This is a genomic window from Umezawaea sp. (assembly GCF_057122925.1).
The window spans coordinates 24,165-41,268 of the sequence record NZ_DBNGPQ010000085.1; the positions used below are offsets into that span (position 1 = coordinate 24,165).

A 17,104-nucleotide genomic window follows, 5' to 3' on the forward strand; every position below is an offset into this window, starting at 1 on the left:
GTTCCTCGTTCCGTTCGCTGGTGTTGGCACCAACCTATGAGCGCCCAGACATAACGGCAAGTGCATCCTTGCTCATGATAGATTTACTCTCATGCAACTGGATTTGAACCTGCTCACGGCGCTGGACGCCCTGCTGGAGGAGGGCAGCGTCACGGGAGCCGCCGACCGGCTGCACCTGTCCGCGCCCGCGATGAGCCGCACGCTCGGGCGCATCCGCCGCGCGACCGGGGACCAGATCCTGGTGCGCACCGGCCGGACGATGACCCCGACGCCCCACGCGACCGCCATCCGGGAGGAGGTGCACGCGCTCGTCCAGCAGGTGCGGACCGTGCTGTCCCCCGAGCGCGAGGTGGACCTCGGCACGCTCGACCGCGTGTTCACCCTGCGGTGGCACGACTCCATCACGACCGCGGTCGGCGCCGAGCTGCTCACGGCGGTGCGCGCCCAGGCGCCGGGCGTGCGGCTGCGGTTCCTGGTCGAACCGCTCGCCGACACCGACGACCTGCGGCGCGGCCACGTGGACCTGGAGACGAGTTCCGACGAGCCCGAGCTGCCCGAGATCAGCCGAGAACTGGTGGGCCGCGACCGCCTCGTCGTCCTGCTGCGCGCCGACCACCCGCTGACCGCGCGACCGCTGACGCCGGAGGCGTACGCGGCGGCCGAGCACATCACCGTGTCGCGGCGCGGCAGGCTGCGCGACCCCGTGGACGACGTGCTGGAGGGCACGGGGCTGCGCCGGGCGGTCGTCGCGGCGGCCCCCACCACGCTCGCGGCCGTGCGGCTGGTGCACCGCACCGACCTCCTCACCGTCGTCGCCGAGCGCACGAGCAGGGCGCTGGTCGCCGACCTCGGCCTCGTCGCGCTGCCGCTGCCGGTGGCGATGCCCGACGTGCCGCTGTACCTGGCCTGGCACCAGCGCTACGACGGCGACCACGCGCACGTGTGGCTGCGGGGGCTGGCGCTGGCGGCGCTGCGGGCGCTCCAGGCCGATGGGGCATCATCGACCGGATGAGGGACGACGAGGGACCCGCGCTCGCCCGGCACCTGTGGGCGCGGTACGAGTCGGTGCACGCGCTCGTCTACTTCCACCCGACGGCACTGGCCGCGCTGGAAGCCGTGGGGCTGCGGGGTTTCTGGCGGGGCTACTTCGCCCAGCGGGCGGCTCCGCTCGGCCCCGTGGGCGAAGCGGTGGTGCGGGCGTCGTTCTTCGGGTTCTCGGCCGCCATGACCGCCCGCGCGCTGCCCGCCGTGTGGGCGCTCGCCTCCCCGGCCGCGGCGCTGGCCGCCCGGCTGGACGGCGCGGGGCGGGCGCTGGCGGAACTGCTGCCCGACCTCGACGACCGGCTCGCCGACGAGCTGTGGGCCGTGGCGTCGGCCCTGCCGTGCGACGGCCGGGTGCTGGCGGCGGCGAACGCGGCCGTGCCCCGCCCGGACGACCCGCGCGAGCGCCTCTGGCAGGCGACCGCGGTCCTGCGCGAGCACCGCGGTGACGGCCACGTGGCCGCGCTGCTGGCGGAGGGGCTGACCGGGATCGAGTCGCTGGTGCTGCGCACGGCGTCCGACCTGGACCGCCGGGTGACGCAGGCCGCGCGCGGCTGGACCGACGAGGAGTGGTCGGCCGCGGCGGAAGGCCTGCTGGCGCGCGGTCTGCTGCGCGCGGAGGACGAGATCGGCGACGCGGGCCGGGCACTGCTGGCCCGCGTCGAGCGGGTGACCGACGACCTGGCCTGGGACGGCTGGACGCGGGCGGGCGCCACGGTCGCCGACGCCCGGCGCCTGGTGCGGGAGCTGCGCGGCCCCGCGCTGACGTGCCAGACGGCGCTGCCCGCGACGCACCCGATCGGGCGGCTGGAGATCACGGACTGAGCGGAGGCCCCCCGGAGGGCCTCCGCCGCCGTCACGCGATCGAGCAGGCGGCCCCGTTCAACGTGAACGAGGTCGGTGCCGCGGTGTTGCCGGTGTGCGTGGCCTGGAAGCCGATCCCCGTGGACGCGCCCGCGGCGATCGTCCCGTTGTACGAGGCGTTCTTCGCGGTCACCGCCCCGCTGGTCGGCGTGTAGGTCGCGTTCCAGCCGGACGTGATCACCTGTCCGCCGGGCAGCGTGAACGCCAGCGTCCAGCCGCCGTCCACCGAGGCGCTACCGGTGTTGGTGATGGTGATGTTCGCGGTCAGGCCGCTGTTCCACGCGGTGGTGGTGTACCCGACCCGGCACGCCCCCGCCGGCGGGTTGGTCGTGGTCGTGGTCGTGGTGGTCGTGGTGGTGGTCGTCGTCGTCGTGGTCGTCGACCCGCCCTGGTCGAGGCCGAAGAACTGGATCACCCGGAGACCCATGCCGGTGGCGTACACGTTGTGGCCGACGCCCTGGAGGGAGATGGCCTCGACCCCGGTCCCGTAGCGGGTGCGGGTCCAGCCCGACTGCGGGCTGTCCGTGGACGTCGGCGTGGTGGACACGCCGTGGACGTTCGTCCACTGGTCGATCTCCTCGCCGAAGTTGGGGTAGCGCAGGGTGTCGTCGGCGGTGCCGTGCCAGAGCTGCATCCGCGGCCTCGGCCCCGAGTAGCCGGGGTAGGCGGACCTGGCGATGTCGCCCCACTGCTGCGGGGTCTTGAGCACGGTCCCGTTGGCGCACGCGCTGTTCCAGCCGGACCCGTCCGTGGTGGCGAAGCAGCCGTCGGGCACGCCCGCGAACGCCGCTCCCGCCTGGAACACGTCCGGGTAGTTGGCCAGCATGACGTTCGTCGTCATGGCACCGGAGGAGACGCCGGTGACGAACACCCTCGCGGGATCGCCGTTGTAGCGCTGGAGCGCGTAGCGCACCATCGACACCAGGCCGACGGGGTCGCTGCCGCCGTCGCGCTTGAGCGCCTGCGGCGACGACACGTCGAAGCACTGTCCACTGCGGGTCGCGGACGGGTAGACCACGATGAAGCCGTACTGGTCGGCCAACCGCGCGAACTCGGTGCCGGAGTGGAACGCGGGGCCCGTGCCGGTGCAGTAGTGCACCGCGAGCAGCACGGGCGGTCGGGCGGCGAGGCGGTCCGGCACGTAGATGTGCATCCGCAGGTTGCTCGGGTTCGTGCCGAACCCGGTCACCTCCGTCAGCGCCGCGGCCGACGCGGGTGGAGTCGGTGGTGCGACCAGCACGGCGAGCACCGCGGCGAGTGCGGCGACGAGGACTCCGAGGGTTCTCGCCACGACGGCGCCGTGGCGGGCAGGGGGTGGAGAGGTGCTGAGGTGCATCCTTCCTCCTTGAAGGATGGCGGCCAGGGGCGGCTTCACCGTACTGCCGCGTCAGCTCTTTGGGCGCGTAGTTTCGAGTGGTTTCGAGTCTCATTTGGCGATCTGACTAGCGCAAATGTCGAATATGCCATTCGACCCGGTTCGAAACTTTCCCATAGTCTTCGAAAGTTTTGGTCACGGTGGACCGACTGCCGCCCGCCGTTCCTTGACATCGCGCGCGCCGGTGAGAAGTCTGATCCCGCTCCCAGCCGATCATCACCAGAGCCGGACCCGCCGTGCGCGCCGGTCCGCGCGAGAGGGCGAAGTGACCACCGCGGCCCCATCCCACAGACCTTCCACGCGCAGGGCGGTGCTCGCCGGGACCGCCCTGGCCACCGTCGCCCTCGTGGTGACCGCGATCCTGGTGTCGACCAGCGGCGCGGAGAGCACCCCGTCGCAGACGGGCAACGCGACCCACTTCGCCGGGTTCGACTCCGCCTACGGCGGCTGCGGGCTCCCCCAGGACGTCCTGGACTCGCCGGACTTCGTGGCGCTCAACGTGTTCGACACCCCCGGCGACTACGGCCCCCACCCGAGGCCGCTGCCCGCGTCGGAGTCGCACCGGATCGGCCGGTGGGAGAACGGGCGCAACTGCGGCCGGTACGTCCAGGTCACCATCGGCGACTTCTGCACCGGGGTGAACGACGGCGCGCAGGGGAAACCGTTCTGCCGCGAGGGTTCCTGGATCGCCGACGACCTCAACGGCGCCACGCTGACGATGGTCGTGGCCGACGGCTGCGCGGCGCCCACCGCCTGGTGCCGCGACGACCCGGACCACATCGGACTGTCCACGACGTCGTTGACCAGGTTCACCAAGAACGGCGTGTCCGTCGGCCACATCGACCCGAGCCGCTGGAACAACCGGCACGTGTCGTGGTCCTACGTGCCGACCCCGCGCTACAGCGGCGACCTCGAACTGGGGTTCCTGCGGGGTTCCCAGGCCTCCCGGCCCGTGCTCGCGGTCTCGCACCTGCCCAACGGCATCCACGGCGTGGAGTACCTGGGCCCGGACGGCACGTGGCGGCAGGCGCAGCCCAACGAGGACATGGGCCAGGCCTTCGTCATCGGCCCGGCGAGCGAGGGCGGGACGGACTACCGCGTCCGCGTGCGCGACGTGTCGGACGCGCTGGTGCAGCAGGGCAGGGTCTACCGCTTCGGCCTGCCCGCCGCGTGCTCGCCGACGTGCGCCGACGTGTACACGAAGGTCGACCACAGCACGGAGGAAGGGCCTCCGACGTCCTCGGACACGTGGACGACCGCGCCGATGGCCGGCACCACGCCCCCCGCGACCACCACCACGACGACCGCCGAGCCGACCACGACCACCACCGACGCGCCCGTGACCACCACCGCGCCCCCGGCCGCGACGACCACCACCACCCGCCGCCCGGCCGAGGCGTGCACGGCGACCTACTCGGTGGGGAACTCGTGGCAGGGCGCCCACCAGGTCGAGGTCGTGGTCCGCAACACCGGCTCGCGCCCGCTGTCCGGGTGGCGGGTCACCTTCTCGATGGCGGGTTCGCAGCGGCTGACCAACACGTGGAACGCCTCGGTGACCCAGTCGGGCAGGCGGGTGGCCGCGACCAACCAGGGCTACAACGGCACCCTGGCACCGGGCGCGTCCACGGGCTGGGGCTCGATCGTGTCCGGTGCGGACGAACCGGTGGCCGGCCTGACCTGCACGCCGCGCTGACCGTCACGCCTGCGCGGTGGGCCGGACGACGATCTCGTTCACGTCCACGTCGTCCGGCTGCTCGATCGCGAACACCACCGCCCGCGCCACCGCGTCCGCGGGCATCGCCACGGCGTCCCGCACCGCCTCCAACCGCGCCCTCGTCGCCGGATCCGTCACGGACGAGGCGAAATCGGTCGCCGTCATCCCCGGCGACACCACCGTCACCCGGAACCCGTCACCGGCCTCCTGCCGCAGACCGTCGCAGATGGCGCGGACGGCGAACTTCGTGCCGGAGTAGACCGCCTGCCCCGGCACGGTCTTGAACGCCGCCGTGGACGCCGTCGCGACGAACTGGCCCGACCCCTGCCGCCGGAACACCGGCAGCGCCGCCGCGATGCCGTTCAGCACGCCCTTGACGTTGACGTCGACCATGGCGTCCCAGTCGTCGACCCGCAGCTCGTCCAGCGGCGAGACCGGCATGACCCCGGCGTTGTTGACCAGCACGTCCAGCGCGCCGAACCGCTCGCACGCCAGTTCGACCAGCGCGGCCACGTCCTCGCGCCGCCGCACGTCCGTCGCCGCCCAGGCCACGTCCCCGCCGGAGGCGGCGATGCGCTCCGCCAGCGCTTCGAGCTGGTCCGGCCCCCGCGCGCCGAGCACGACCTTGGCGCCGTGGTCGGCGAGGCGCAGCGCCGTCGCCTCACCGATGCCCCTGCTCGCTCCGGTGATGACGACGACCTTGCCCGTGACTCCTGACATGGGGTTCCCTTCCGAGTGACGATGTAAGAGGGCTATCGCCAGCTAAAGTAAGTGGCCTATCGCATCGATGTCAACCGGGAGGCCGAGTGACCGGCACGGCGCGCCGCTACCACCACGGCGACCTGCGAGCGGCGCTGATCAGCACGGGTTACGACCTGCTGGCCGAACACGGGCTCGCCGCTTTCTCCGTCGCGCGGGTGGCGCGCGAGCTGGAGATCAGCACCGCGTCCCCGTACCGCCACTTCCCCGATCGCGACCACCTCCTGGCGGCCGTCGCCACGCGGGCCGCCGAGGAACTCGCGGCCGAGGTCGAGCGCGCGGTCGACGCGGCGGGCCCCGACCCGGTGGACCGGTTCGCCGCGACCGGGGGCGCGTACGTGCGGTTCGCGGCCGTCCGCGGGGCGGGGTTCAACGTCATCTTCGCGGCGGAACTGCGCGGGCTGCACGACGAGGCCCTGTCCGCCGCGGGCCGAGGGCTCATGGACCGGCTGCTGGACCTGGCCCGCGCGGCGGTCGGCGGGGACACCGAGCGCTCGCTGTGGCTGCTGGAGCAGCAGGTGGCGCTGGCCCACGGCTACGTGGCGCTGCTGGCGGACGGCTTCTTCGTCCGCCCCCACCAGACCGTCGACCACCTGGCGCGGCAGGCGACCGAGGCCGGTCGAACGCTCGCGCGCGGGCTGGCCTAGGGGCGACCCAGGCCGCAGCGGTCACAGGATGAGAACGTGAACATCCCACCAAGTGGACCTTGACCCAGCTTCAGCGGGCGTCCTACGGTCGAGCTGACAAGGGAATGTTATCGCTAACATCACTTTTGGCCCCTGCCTGGGGTGCGGGTCCACCGATGCGTCCAGCGGCACCCCGTCGCGGGTGGTCAGCCTGGTCGCCGCCCCCTCCACCACCAACCCGATCGAGACGGCACGGACCGCGGCGGTGGAGCCGACTCGGCGGTGGTCGATCCGACCCGCCTGACCCATCGAACCGACAACGGAGACGGTCATGAGTCGAAGAGTCCTGTCCGCACTGCTCGGGCTGCTGGTGTTCAGCGGCACGACGGTCGCGCCGAGCCCCGGAACCGCGTCAGCGGCCACGTACTCCGGGTACGTCATGGGGTACTTCACCGAGTCGCCGAACTTCAGCGGCGCCAACTACGGACTGCACCTCGCCGTCAGCCAGGACGGCCTGAACTGGACACCCCTCAACCAGAACAACCCCGTGGCGACACCGACGCAGGGCACGCAGGGCCTGCGCGACCCGTTCATCCTGCGCAAGCAGGACGGCACGTTCACCGTGCTCGCCACCGACCTCAAGGGCACCGACTGGAGCCTGCAGAACCAGTACGTCCACGTGTGGGACTCGACCGACCTGAGGTCCTTCACCGGCTACCGCAGGGTGAAGCTGCACTCGATGCCCACGCACTCCTGGGCGCCGGAGGCGTTCTGGGACGCCTCGCGCGGCCAGTACGCGATCATCTACTCGGCCGTCAACGGCGGCCACGACGTCATCATGGTCAACTACACCACCGACTTCACGACGGTCGGCGCTCCGCAGACGTTCTTCGACCCCGGCCACGCGGCGATCGACGGGCACCTGCACTCGGCGAACGGCGTGAACCACCTGTTCTTCAAGAACAACACGAACGGCACGCTGCTCGCCGCCCGCTCGTCCTCGCTCGCCCCCGGCAGCTTCACCACCTACGGCGGACCGGTCTCCCACGGCGGCACGGAGGCGCCGATCGTGGTGGCCTCGCTGACGTCCGGCACGCGGTACCTGTGGGGCGACACGTACACGCCGAACGGCGTCTTCTACGCCTGGCAGACCACGAACGTGGGCGGCACGTGGACCCCGGTCGACCAGCGGTCGTACACGCAGCCGCTGAACTCCAAGCACGCGACCATCCAGCCGATCACCGCCGCCGAGATGTCCGGGCTGCTGTCGAGGTGGGGCACGCCGACGTGGAACCGGCTGAAGTCCTACAACTTCCCGGACCGGTACGTGCGGCACCAGAACAACGTGGCCCGCGTCGACACCTACCCGTTCGAGCCGTACCAGGACCAGCAGTGGCGGATCGTCCCCGGCCTGGCGGGCTCCGGGGTCTCGTTCCAGTCGGTCAACGTCCCCGCGAGCTACCTGCGGCACTCCGGCTACGCCGTGGTGCTCGCGCCCGACGACGGGTCGGCCTCGTTCGACGCCGACGCGACGTTCACGCCGGTGGCGGGTCTCGCCGAGTCGAGCTGGACCTCCTACCGGTCGCACAACTACCCGGACCGGTACCTGCGGCACTCGGGTCACGTGCTGCGGATCGACCCGATCTCCACGGCGACCGACCGGCAGGACGCCACCTTCCGCGTCGGCTTCTGAGGGGTGCGGTGACCCCGGCCCCCCCCGGAGGCCGTGGTCACCGCACCGGGGACCCGGCGCGGGGGGTGGCGGCCCCCCGCGCCGGGCTGCGGACCGGTCAGGAAGCCGTGCAGCTCGGTTCCATGCCGGTGCCGGCTCCGGTGGCCTGGAAGCCGAACTCGGTCGACTGCCCCGCGGACACGGCGCCGTTGTAGGCGACGTTCGACCACGAGTTCCCGTTGCGCTGGACGTTCCACGAACCGGTGACCGTGGCACCGGACGGCACGGCGAGGTTCACCGTCCAGCCGGTGATGGCCGCCGATCCGGCGGTCACCTTGACGGTGGCGACGAAGCCGCCGTTCCAGGAGTTCAGCGACACCGAGGCCGTGCAGCCGCCGGGTCCAGGGGTGGTGGTCGTGGTCGTGGTGGTCGTCGTGGTCGTGGTCGTCGTGGTCGTCGTGGTGCCGCCGCCCGCGTTCAGGGCGTTGAGGGTCGAGGTGTAGGCGGCCTTCTTGTTCCCGGAGCCGTCGAACAGCAGCGGGGTGCCCGAGGCGCGCCACGAGTCGGTGTCGCGGATGCCCCACACGGTGATGCCGGTGCAGCGGGCCACGGCCAGGCACGCCGACACGACGCGCTGGTAGTTGGCCGCCTGCGCCGACCCCGAACCCTCGATGTCCAGTTCGGTGATCTGCACGTCCACGCCGAGCGCCGCAAAGCTGGACAGGGTCGTCTGGTAGTTCGACGGCACCGGGCTCTGGGGGTTGAAGTGCGACTGGAGGCCGACGCAGTCGATCGGCACGCCGCGGGACTTGAAGTCCTGCACCATCCGGTACACGGCCTGGGTCTTGGCGTGCGACCAGTCGTCGGTGTTGTAGTCGTTGTAGCAGAGCTTGGCGTTCGGGTCGGCCGCCCGCGCCGCGCGGAACGCGGCCTCGATCCAGTCGTTGCCCGTGCGCTGGAGGTTCGAATCCCGCCGAGCGCCCGAACTGCCGTCGGCGAAGGCCTCGTTCACCACGTCCCAGGCGTAGATCTTGCCCCGGTAGTAGGTCGCGACCTGCGTGACGTGGTTCAGCATCGCCGAGCGCAACGCCGACCCGCTCATGTTCTGCATCCAGCCGGGCTGCTGCGAGTGCCAGGCCAGCGTGTGCCCGCGCACCCGCATCCCCTGGGCCCGCGCGTGGTTCACGATCCGGTCGGCGTTGCCGTAGGAGAACTGGTTCTGGTTCGGCTCCGTCGCGTCGATCTTCATCTCGTTCTCGGCGGTCACCATGTTGAACTCGCGGTTCAGGATCCCGACGTACGTGGAGTCCGACAGCTTGTTGGCCGCGACCGCGGTACCGAAGTACCGGCCGGTCTGAGCCGCCGACGCGCCGAGCGTGGTCGCCGCGGAGGCGGGCGGGGCGGCGGACGTGGCGAGCACGAGCGCACCGCCAGTGGTGGCGACCACCAGGCTCGACACGAGCATTGCTCGTGACACTGACTTCGATGTCAGTTTCATGTGTTGGCACCTTCTGGGGGAGCACCTGTGTGTTGCGCAGGTGGGGTTGGCAGGGACCAAGCTCCGGCAGGCTCAGGCACCCGGAGTATTGACCGAAACATATAAGCCTGACAACCCCGGATCAGACCAATTCGCGCGGGCGAACCGGGGCTTTAGCACCGCTCCGGCGGGCTGGATTCCTGGCGAGCGGCCCTACAGCCAGGATGTTTCGGCGGAGCGACCCGAAGTCTCACGCCGAAGAGTTTCGCTCATTTGGACGAAACTTTTGCCTGCGGACATGCCCGGCGGCCGGTGCGCGGAGGGGTGCGGGGCGAGCGAGGAGACGGGCGGTCGAACGGGGACGGCGGCGGCGTGCGCGGCGGCGGGGAGCGGCACCGCTGTCGGGGACGCGGGGCGGTCGAGCGGGGAACAGCGGCGCCGTCCGGAACGCACGGCGGGCGGGCGACGGCACCGACGGCCAGGCGGGAAGCGGGTACCGATGTCAGGCACGCGCGGCGGCCGAGCGGGGAACGGTGCCGCCATCAGGGACACGCGGCGACCGAGCAGGGAACGGTGCCGCTGTCATGAGCACTCGGCGGCCGAGCAGCAGGCCGTACCGCCATCAGGGACACGCGCGACCAACCGGCAGTGCCGCCGTCAGGAACGCGCGGCGGCCGAGCAGCGAGCCGTACCGCCATCAGGAACTCGGCGACCGGACAGGAAGCCGTACCGCCGTCAGGAACACGCGGCCGAACGGGAGGCCTTACCGCCGTCCGAGCGTCCGGACCGCGGTGCCCCGTCCTCAGTGCGCGGCGGCGGGGCCCGCAGGGGACGAGGGGTCAGCGGGGGCCGCGGCGGCGGACCGCTCCGAACGCGAGCACGTCGCCCTGGGCCAGCAGGGCTCGGGCGAGGTCGTTGGCCTCGGTCGGGGTCAGGCTGAGCCAGGCCTCGCCGCGACCGCTGCCGTCGGGGCCGACGCGCAGCGTCACCCGTCCGATCGGCGTGGGGGCGCTGAGCTGCATCCGCCCGACCGCGATCTGCCTGCCGCACTTCGTGGTCAGCGCGGCGCCCTCCGGCGACCCGGATCGTTCGAGCATCACCCACACCCTTCTGCTGGAGCTTCTCCCCTCGCGGGTACCGGGTTCAGCGCGCACGCGGCTCGACCTATTCCCACCGGTGTCCGAAGAGGACGGGTCACCGATCCAGGCGGGCCAGCTGGTCGGCGGACAGGCGGAGGTCCGCGGCGGCCACGTTCTCCTCCAGGTGGGCGGGGTTCGCGGTGCCGGGGATCGGCAGGACGACCGGCGAGCGGGCCAGCAGCCACGCCAGCGCGACCTGGGCGGGCGTGGCGCCGAGTTCGTCGGCGACGGCCCCGACCGCCGCGTCCGTCGCCGCGCCGAGCACCGGCCGCCACGGCAGGAACGCGATCCCCGCCGCCCCGCACGCCCGGAGCACGGGTTCGTGCTCGCGGTCGACGAGGCTGTAGCGGTTCTGCACGCTGGCGACGTCGACGACCCCGCGCGCCTGCTCCAGTTCGGCGGTGGTGACCTCGGACAGGCCGATCCGGCCCACCTTGCCCGCGTCCCGGAGGTCGCGGAGCGCGCCCACCTGGTCCACGAGCGGCACGCCGGGGTCGACCCGGTGCAGTTGCAGCAGTTCCAGCCGTTCGACGCGGAGCCTGCGCAGGGCCTGGTCGACCTGCTCGCGCAGCACCTCCGGCCGCCCGTTCAGCTCCCACCCACCGCCGGGTCCCGTCCTGGCCACCCCGACCTTGGTGGTGACGAGCAGGCCGTCCGGGTACGGGTGCAGGGCCTCGGCGAGGAGTTCCTCGTTCGCTCCCCCGCCGTACAGGTAGGCCGTGTCGATCAGCGTGACGCCCAGGTCGACGGCCCGTCGGACGACGGAGACGGCGGCGGCGCGGGCGGAGTCCGGTTCGGTCGGCAGGTGCATCGCGCCGAACCCGAGGCGCCGCACCTCCAGGTCCCCGGCGATGCGGAAGGTGATCGACACGCGGCCACGGTACCGGCCGTGGTGGAGTTCGCTCCACCACGAGGACGCCCCTTGCCTGCACTGATTTCCGCGAGATCCGTTCCTAGCCTTTGAGCATGACCTCGACCCACGCCGCGGACACCGACCGCGTCCCCTCCACCAGCTTCCAGGCGCTGGTCCAGCGCTTCCCGCTGATCACGTTCTTCACGCTCGCCAACGCCATCAGCTGGATCGCGTGGACGCCGTACATCCTGTCGCTGGACGGCTTCGGAGTCCTGCACTTCCGCTACCCGGACCTGCTGATGGGCAACCAGCTCACCGCGATCCTGCCCGGCGCCTACCTCGGCCCGCTGACCGCCGCGTTCACCGTCACGGCGATCACCGAGGGCCGCGAGGGGCTGCGGCGGTGGCGCAGGCGGCTGTTCCAGTTCCGGGCAGGCGTCGGCTGGTACGCGTTCGCGCTGTTCGCCGTCCCGATCGCGGTCCTGGCGGGCACGGCGGCGATGCCGGGTGCCGAGGAGGCGATGCGCGTGCCGTCGCTGACGGTGCTCGCGATCTACGTGCCGATGCTGGTGCTCCAGTTCTTCACCACCGGCCTCGCGGAGGAGCCGGGCTGGCGCGACTTCGCCCTGAGCCGCCTCCAGGAGCGCCACCGGCCGATGCTCGCCACGGCCATCCTCGGCACCCTGTGGACCATCTGGCACCTCCCGCTGTTCCTCACCCCGTGGGGCGGCCCGGACGTCGACGCCGAGACGATCGTCCGCTTCGCCGTCCTGGCGATGGAGATGAGCTTCCTGATCACGCTGGTCTACAACAAGGGCCGCCAGAGCCTGCCGCTCGTCATGCTGCTGCACTGCTCGATCAACAACTTCCAGTCGGTCGCGTTCGCCGAGATCTTCCCCGGCGACAACCCCGACTGGCTCTGGGGCCCGGTGCTCGGCCTCGGTGTGCTCGCGCTGGTCGTCATCGTCGCCACCAGGGGCAACCTCGGTTACACCGCGCCCGTCCGGTCGAAGGTCGAGGTGTCCGCGTGAGCCGCGCGCTGACCACCACGTCCGTCGGCACCAGCGCCCTGCGCCTGGAGTCGGTGACCAAGACCTACGGTTCCGGGGAGAGCGCGGTGACCGCGCTGCGCGACGTGTCCATCGCGCTCGACCGGGGCACGTTCACCGCGGTCATGGGACCGTCGGGATCGGGCAAGAGCACGTTCCTGCACTGCGCGGCGGGGCTGGACCGGCCGACGACCGGCAGCGTCCGGCTCGGGGACGTGGAGCTGGCAGGCATGAAGGAGGCCGCGCTCACCGCGGTGCGGCGCGACCGGGTCGGGTTCGTGTTCCAGGCCTACAACCTGATGTCCGCGCTGACCGTCGAGGAGAACGTGGCGCTCGTGCCGAGGCTGTCCGGGCGCGACGTCGACCGGGCGTGGCTGCGGGAGCTGCTGGAGCGGGTCGGGATGGGCGACCGGGTGGGCAGGCGTCCCTCGCAGTTGTCCGGCGGCCAGCAGCAGCGGGTCGCCATCGCCCGCGCGCTGGTGAACCGGCCGGAGGTCGTGATGGCCGACGAGCCGACCGGCGCGCTCGACACCCGCACCGGCCGTCAGGTGCTGGAGCTGTTCCGCGCGCTCGTCGCCGACCTGGGCCAGACCGTGCTCATGGTGACCCACGACCCGGTCGCCGCCTCGTACGCCGACTCCGTGGTGTTCCTCGCCGACGGCCGGATCGCGGGCAGGCTGCACCACCCGACCGCGGCGCAGGTGTCCGAGCGCATGACCCACCTCGGGGAGGTGTGACCCGTGTTCTCCCTCGCCTGGAGCACGATCAGGGCCCGCCGCGGCGGCTTCGTCGCCGCCTTCGTCGCGCTGTTCTCCGGCGCCGCGGTGATCACCGCGAGCGGTGTCCTGCTGGAGTCCGGCCTGCGGGCCGGTGTCACGGCCGAGCGCTACGCCGCCGCGACCGCGGTGGTCGGCGGCAGGCAGGCGCACGTCGTCGCCGAGGGGCCGGACACGCCGTTCGCCGAGCGCGTCACGCTGCCCGCCGACGTGGCCGAGCGGGTCGCTCGGGTGCCCGGCGTCGCGAAGGCCGTGCCCGAGCGCACCGTGCGGGTGACCGTGCCGTCGGCCGCGGCGGGCGTCCCGGTGTACGCCCACGGCTGGTCGTCGGCGGAGCTGGCGCCGTTCTCGCTGACCGGGGGCAGGCAGCCCGAGGCCCCCGGCGAAGCCGTGCTGGACCAGGCGCTCGCCGCGAGCGCCGGGCTGTCCGTCGGGGACACGACGACGATCGCGGTCGGTTCCGTCCCCTCGGAGCACCGCGTGGTCGGGCTCGTGTCGGCACCCGCGCTGACCCGGCAGTCCGCCGTGTTCGTCACCGACGCCGCGGCCGGGGCTCTCACCGACCGGATCACCGCGGTCGGCGTGCTCGGCGCGCCCGGCGTGGACGCCGACGACCTGGCGGAGCGGATCACCTCGACCGTCACCGACGTCCCGCTGACCGCCTACACCGGGGCCGGGATCGGCGACGTGGAGTTCCTCGACGTCGGCCAGGCGCGGAGCCTCCTGACGATCCTGTCCTCCTCGCTCATGGGCACCGTCGCGATGGTCGTGCTGTTCGTGGTCTCCTCCACGCTCGGCCTGTCGATCCAGCAGCGGCGGCGGGAACTGGCGGTGCTGCGGGCCATCGCGGCCACGCCGAAGCAGGTCCACCGGATGATCGGCGCCGAGATGCTCCTGGTGTCGGTCGCGGGTGGTGTCCTCGGCAGCCTGCCCGGCTTCGCCGTGGCGGGGCTCCTGCGGGACGGGTTCGCCGCCGCGGGCGTGCTGCCCCCGGACTTCACCCTCGCGATCAGCCCGCTGCCCGCGCTGGCCGCGCTCCTGCTGTGCGTGCTCGGCGGTCTGACCGCGGGGTACTTCGCGGCCCGGCGGCTCGCCGGGGCCAACCCGGTGGACGCGCTCGGCGAGGCCGCGGTGGAACCCGCGGACCTCGGCACGACCCGGCGGGCGTTCGGCGTCGGCTTCATCGCGGTGGGCCTGGTGGTGGGCACCGTCGTGCCGCTGCTGGTGCCCGGCATCGCGGGCATGAGCGGCGCCGCGGGCTCCGTGCTGCTGCTGATGGTCGGCACGGCCATGCTGGGCCCGCACCTCATGCGGGTCGCCACCGCCACCGCCGCGCCGCTGCTCAACCGCAGCCGGATCAGCGGCTACCTCGCGGTCGCCAACACCGGGGCCAACGCCCGGCGGCTCAGCGGCGCGGTCGTCCCGCTCGCGCTGGCCGTGGCGATGGCGTCCGTGCAGCTCTTCACCATCACCACGGCCGACGCCGCGGCGGCCGACCAGGTCGAGGCGGGTGTGACGGCGGACTTCGTGCTCGCCGGACCGTCCGGTCTGGCCCCGGAGATCGCGGACGCCGTGCGGCGGGTGCCGGGTGTGCGGCACGCGTCGCCGGTCGTGCGGAGCCAGGTGCTGCTGGAGCAGAGGGTGTTCGACCAGGTCGAGGCGGAACCCGCCGCCGCGCAGGGCATCGCGCCCGAGCACGTCGGGGACACCGCGGACCTCGGGGTGACCTCGGGTTCCCTCGACGACGTGCGCGGCGACTCGATCGCCCTCAGCACCGCCGCCGCCGAGAGCACGGGCGTCGGGGTGGGCGGAACCGTGCGCGCGTTCCTCGGCGACGGCACGGGGAAGGACCTGACGGTGGTCGCGCTCTACGCCAACGGTCTCGGGTTCGGCGACGTCACGGCGTCGCGCGACCTGCTCGCCGCGCACACCGCGACCGGGTTCGACGACTCGGTCCTGGTCTCCACCGCCGACGGGGCCGACTCCGCCGGGGTCGGTGCCGCGCTGGGCGAGCTGGCGTCGAAGTACCCCGGCCTGGCCGTGCTCGACCGCACGGCGTTCGCGGGCGCGGTGCGGGACGCGCGGGACCAGCAGTCGTCGACCAACCTGATCGGCAACGGCTTCCTGCTGCTGTACCTGGTGATCGCCGTGGTGAACACGCTGGTGATGGCCACCGGGGCGCGGCGGCGCGAGTTCGCGATGCTGCGGCTGATCGGCACGAACCGCAGGCACGTGAGCCGGATGATGACGCTGGAGGCCGGGATCGTGGTCGGCGCCGCCGTCGTGATCGGCACGACGGTCGCGGTGGTGCCGCTGATCGGGATCAGCGTGGCGACCACGGGGCGGGTCCTGCCCACCGTCGACCCGGTCGTCTACGGGGTGATGGTGCTCCTCACCGCGGTGATCGGGTTCTCCTCGATCGTGCTGGCCACCCGGTCGGCGCTGCGCGGCCGTCCCGTGGACGCGGTCGGGGCGGGCGCCTGAGGTGACCCCGCGGGTGCTCGTGCCACGATTGTCCGTCCCGTCGTCCACAGAGGAGCCGTCGATCGTGACCGTCCCCGCCCCGGACCGGCAGTGGCGCGACGCCTGGCGGTTCCTCGCCTTCACCGCGCTCGTCGGGTTCCAGGCCATGGCCGCGCTCCTGGCGATGGTCGTGTGCGTCGCGATGATCGTCACGCTGCCGCTGCTGCCCCACGTCATCCGGTTCGTCCGCGGCCTCGCGGCGCGCGAGCGGGACCGCGTCGGCCGCTACCTGGCGACCGCGATCCCGCCGCCGCCACCGGGCACCAGCGGCAGCGTCGCGGAGGTGGCCACCAGCCTCCACGACCGCAGGGACGCCCAGTGGCTCGCCCTCCAGGGCACCCTCGGGCTGCTGGCGGGGTCCGTCGCCATCGGCTCGCCAGCCGGTCTGGCGCAGAACCTGTTCATCGCCCTGTTCTGGCCGTTCCTGCCCGGCGCGACCAGCACGGTGGACACCCCGGTGGACTCCTGGGCGGGCGCGGGCGTCGCGGCGCTCGTCGGGCTCGCGTACGGCCTGCTGGGCGTGTTCCTGGTGCCGCCGCTGGCCCGCTGGTGGGCCAGGGCCAGCGCGGCCCGGCTCGCCCCGCCGCGGCGGTCGCTCACCGAACGCCTCGCCGAGGTCACGGCGACGCGGGCGGCGGCGCTGGAGGCGCACGGCACCGAGCTGCGGCGCATCGAGCGCAACCTGCACGACGGCACGCAGAACCGGCTCGTCGCGGTGGTGATGCACCTCGGCATGGTGGAACGCGCGCTGTCCCGCGACCCCGCCGCGGCGCTGCCGATGGTCGCCTCCGCCCAGAAGGCGGCCACCGACGCCCTGGCCGAACTGCGCGAGGTGGTGCGCGCCATCTACCCGCCCGTGCTGGTCGACCGCGGGCTGACGGGCGCGGTGGCGTCGCTGGCCGGGCACTGCGCGATCCCGTGCGCGGTGGAGGAGCACCCGGTCCCCCGGATGCCCGCGGCCGTGGAGGCGGCGGCGTACTTCGTCGTGGCGGAGGCGCTCACCAACGCCGTCAAGCACAGCGGGGCCGACCGGATCACCGTCAGCCTGCGCGAGGAGGGCGGCGCGCTCGTCGTGGAGGTCACCGACGACGGCCGCGGCGGAGCCGACCAGGAGCACGGCAGCGGGCTGGCGGGCATCCGGGGCCGGGTGGCGGCGTTCGACGGCTCGACCAGGATCGTCAGCCCTCCAGGTGGACCCACTGTGGTGAGGGTGGACATCCCTGCGGGACCATGAGC

14 protein-coding genes are annotated in these 17,104 nt (G+C 72.8%); 9 read left to right on the top strand and 5 right to left on the bottom strand.

Going from position 1 to position 17,104, the window contains the following annotated elements:
• The first annotated feature begins 91 nt into the window (after positions 1-91).
• Both AC156L_RS19255 and AC156L_RS19260 read left to right on the top strand, forming a co-directional pair.
• Positions 92-1,012: a LysR family transcriptional regulator gene (locus AC156L_RS19255; RefSeq protein ID WP_330883203.1), complete on the top strand. Its 921-nt coding sequence runs from the start codon at positions 92-94 to the stop codon at positions 1,010-1,012.
• Positions 1,009-1,866 (top strand): SCO6745 family protein, encoded by an 858-nt coding sequence (locus AC156L_RS19260; RefSeq protein WP_330883201.1) that lies wholly within the window; start codon positions 1,009-1,011, stop codon positions 1,864-1,866. Before AC156L_RS19255 ends, AC156L_RS19260 begins: the two co-directional genes overlap by 4 nt.
• Before the next feature lie 31 nt (positions 1,867-1,897).
• Here AC156L_RS19260 and AC156L_RS19265 read toward each other — a convergent pair whose 3' ends face one another.
• Positions 1,898-3,241 carry an extracellular catalytic domain type 1 short-chain-length polyhydroxyalkanoate depolymerase gene (locus tag AC156L_RS19265; RefSeq protein ID WP_330883199.1) on the bottom strand — a complete coding sequence of 448 codons (1,344 nt, stop codon included), beginning with the start codon at positions 3,239-3,241 and terminating at the stop codon, positions 1,898-1,900.
• Positions 3,242-3,590: 349 nt separating this feature from the next.
• On the opposite strand from AC156L_RS19265, the gene AC156L_RS19270 reads away from it, so the two are divergent.
• Positions 3,591-4,973, top strand: a complete 1,383-nt coding sequence (locus AC156L_RS19270; RefSeq protein ID WP_330883197.1) for a cellulose binding domain-containing protein — start codon at positions 3,591-3,593, stop codon at positions 4,971-4,973.
• Between the two features lie 3 nt (positions 4,974-4,976).
• Here AC156L_RS19270 and AC156L_RS19275 read toward each other — a convergent pair whose 3' ends face one another.
• The gene (locus AC156L_RS19275) at positions 4,977-5,714 is read right to left on the bottom strand and encodes an SDR family oxidoreductase (RefSeq protein WP_330883195.1); all 738 of its coding nucleotides are present in this window, start codon (positions 5,712-5,714) and stop codon (positions 4,977-4,979) included.
• 86 nt (positions 5,715-5,800) lie between these two features.
• Here AC156L_RS19275 and AC156L_RS19280 point away from each other — a divergent pair, with 86 nt between their 5' ends.
• Both AC156L_RS19280 and AC156L_RS19285 read left to right on the top strand, forming a co-directional pair.
• Positions 5,801-6,400 carry a TetR/AcrR family transcriptional regulator gene (locus AC156L_RS19280; RefSeq protein WP_330883193.1) on the top strand — a complete coding sequence of 200 codons (600 nt, stop codon included), beginning with the start codon at positions 5,801-5,803 and terminating at the stop codon, positions 6,398-6,400.
• Between the two features lie 310 nt (positions 6,401-6,710).
• Entirely contained in the window at positions 6,711-8,072 is a 1,362-nt protein-coding gene (locus tag AC156L_RS19285; RefSeq protein ID WP_330883191.1) for a glycoside hydrolase family 43 protein, read from the top strand.
• A gap of 97 nt (positions 8,073-8,169) precedes the next feature.
• Here the strand turns inward: AC156L_RS19285 and AC156L_RS19290 are convergent, their stop codons facing one another.
• From AC156L_RS19290 to AC156L_RS19300, 3 genes are all read right to left on the bottom strand, one after another.
• Positions 8,170-9,549, bottom strand: coding sequence for a glycoside hydrolase family 10 protein (locus AC156L_RS19290; protein WP_330883189.1), 1,380 nt, complete (start codon positions 9,547-9,549; stop codon positions 8,170-8,172).
• A gap of 818 nt (positions 9,550-10,367) precedes the next feature.
• A complete protein-coding gene (locus tag AC156L_RS19295; RefSeq protein ID WP_330883187.1) occupies positions 10,368-10,625 on the bottom strand; it encodes a hypothetical protein in 258 nt (85 codons plus the stop codon).
• 97 nt (positions 10,626-10,722) lie between these two features.
• Complete coding sequence (locus AC156L_RS19300; protein WP_414720117.1) at positions 10,723-11,532, bottom strand: aldo/keto reductase; 810 nt, start codon at positions 11,530-11,532, stop codon at positions 10,723-10,725.
• A 101-nt stretch (positions 11,533-11,633) separates the two neighbouring features.
• Here AC156L_RS19300 and AC156L_RS19305 point away from each other — a divergent pair, with 101 nt between their 5' ends.
• From AC156L_RS19305 to AC156L_RS19320, 4 genes are all read left to right on the top strand, one after another.
• The gene (locus AC156L_RS19305; protein ID WP_330883183.1) at positions 11,634-12,551 is read left to right on the top strand and encodes a CPBP family intramembrane glutamic endopeptidase; all 918 of its coding nucleotides are present in this window, start codon (positions 11,634-11,636) and stop codon (positions 12,549-12,551) included.
• The gene (locus tag AC156L_RS19310) at positions 12,548-13,306 is read left to right on the top strand and encodes an ABC transporter ATP-binding protein (RefSeq protein WP_330883181.1); all 759 of its coding nucleotides are present in this window, start codon (positions 12,548-12,550) and stop codon (positions 13,304-13,306) included. The genes AC156L_RS19305 and AC156L_RS19310 overlap by 4 nt, the downstream gene beginning before the upstream one ends.
• A 3-nt stretch (positions 13,307-13,309) precedes the next feature.
• Entirely contained in the window at positions 13,310-15,829 is a 2,520-nt protein-coding gene (locus AC156L_RS19315; protein WP_330883179.1) for an FtsX-like permease family protein, read from the top strand.
• 64 nt (positions 15,830-15,893) lie between these two features.
• Positions 15,894-17,102: a sensor histidine kinase gene (locus AC156L_RS19320; protein ID WP_330883177.1), complete on the top strand. Its 1,209-nt coding sequence runs from the start codon at positions 15,894-15,896 to the stop codon at positions 17,100-17,102.
• Positions 17,103-17,104 lie beyond the last annotated feature (2 nt).

Excerpts from the sequence above, each read along its gene's own strand:
- AC156L_RS19285 (WP_330883191.1), top strand. The coding sequence starts at position 6,711 with ATGAGTCGAAGAGTCCTGTCCGCACTGCTCGGGCTGCTGGTGTTCAGC.
- AC156L_RS19255 (WP_330883203.1), top strand. The coding sequence starts at position 92 with ATGCAACTGGATTTGAACCTGCTCACGGCGCTGGACGCCCTGCTGGAG.
- AC156L_RS19305 (WP_330883183.1), top strand. The coding sequence starts at position 11,634 with ATGACCTCGACCCACGCCGCGGACACCGACCGCGTCCCCTCCACCAGC.
- AC156L_RS19290 (WP_330883189.1), bottom strand. The coding sequence starts at position 9,549 with ATGAAACTGACATCGAAGTCAGTGTCACGAGCAATGCTCGTGTCGAGC.
- AC156L_RS19275 (WP_330883195.1), bottom strand. The coding sequence starts at position 5,714 with ATGTCAGGAGTCACGGGCAAGGTCGTCGTCATCACCGGAGCGAGCAGG.
- AC156L_RS19265 (WP_330883199.1), bottom strand. The coding sequence starts at position 3,241 with ATGCACCTCAGCACCTCTCCACCCCCTGCCCGCCACGGCGCCGTCGTG.
- AC156L_RS19260 (WP_330883201.1), top strand. The coding sequence starts at position 1,009 with ATGAGGGACGACGAGGGACCCGCGCTCGCCCGGCACCTGTGGGCGCGG.
- AC156L_RS19295 (WP_330883187.1), bottom strand. The coding sequence starts at position 10,625 with ATGCTCGAACGATCCGGGTCGCCGGAGGGCGCCGCGCTGACCACGAAG.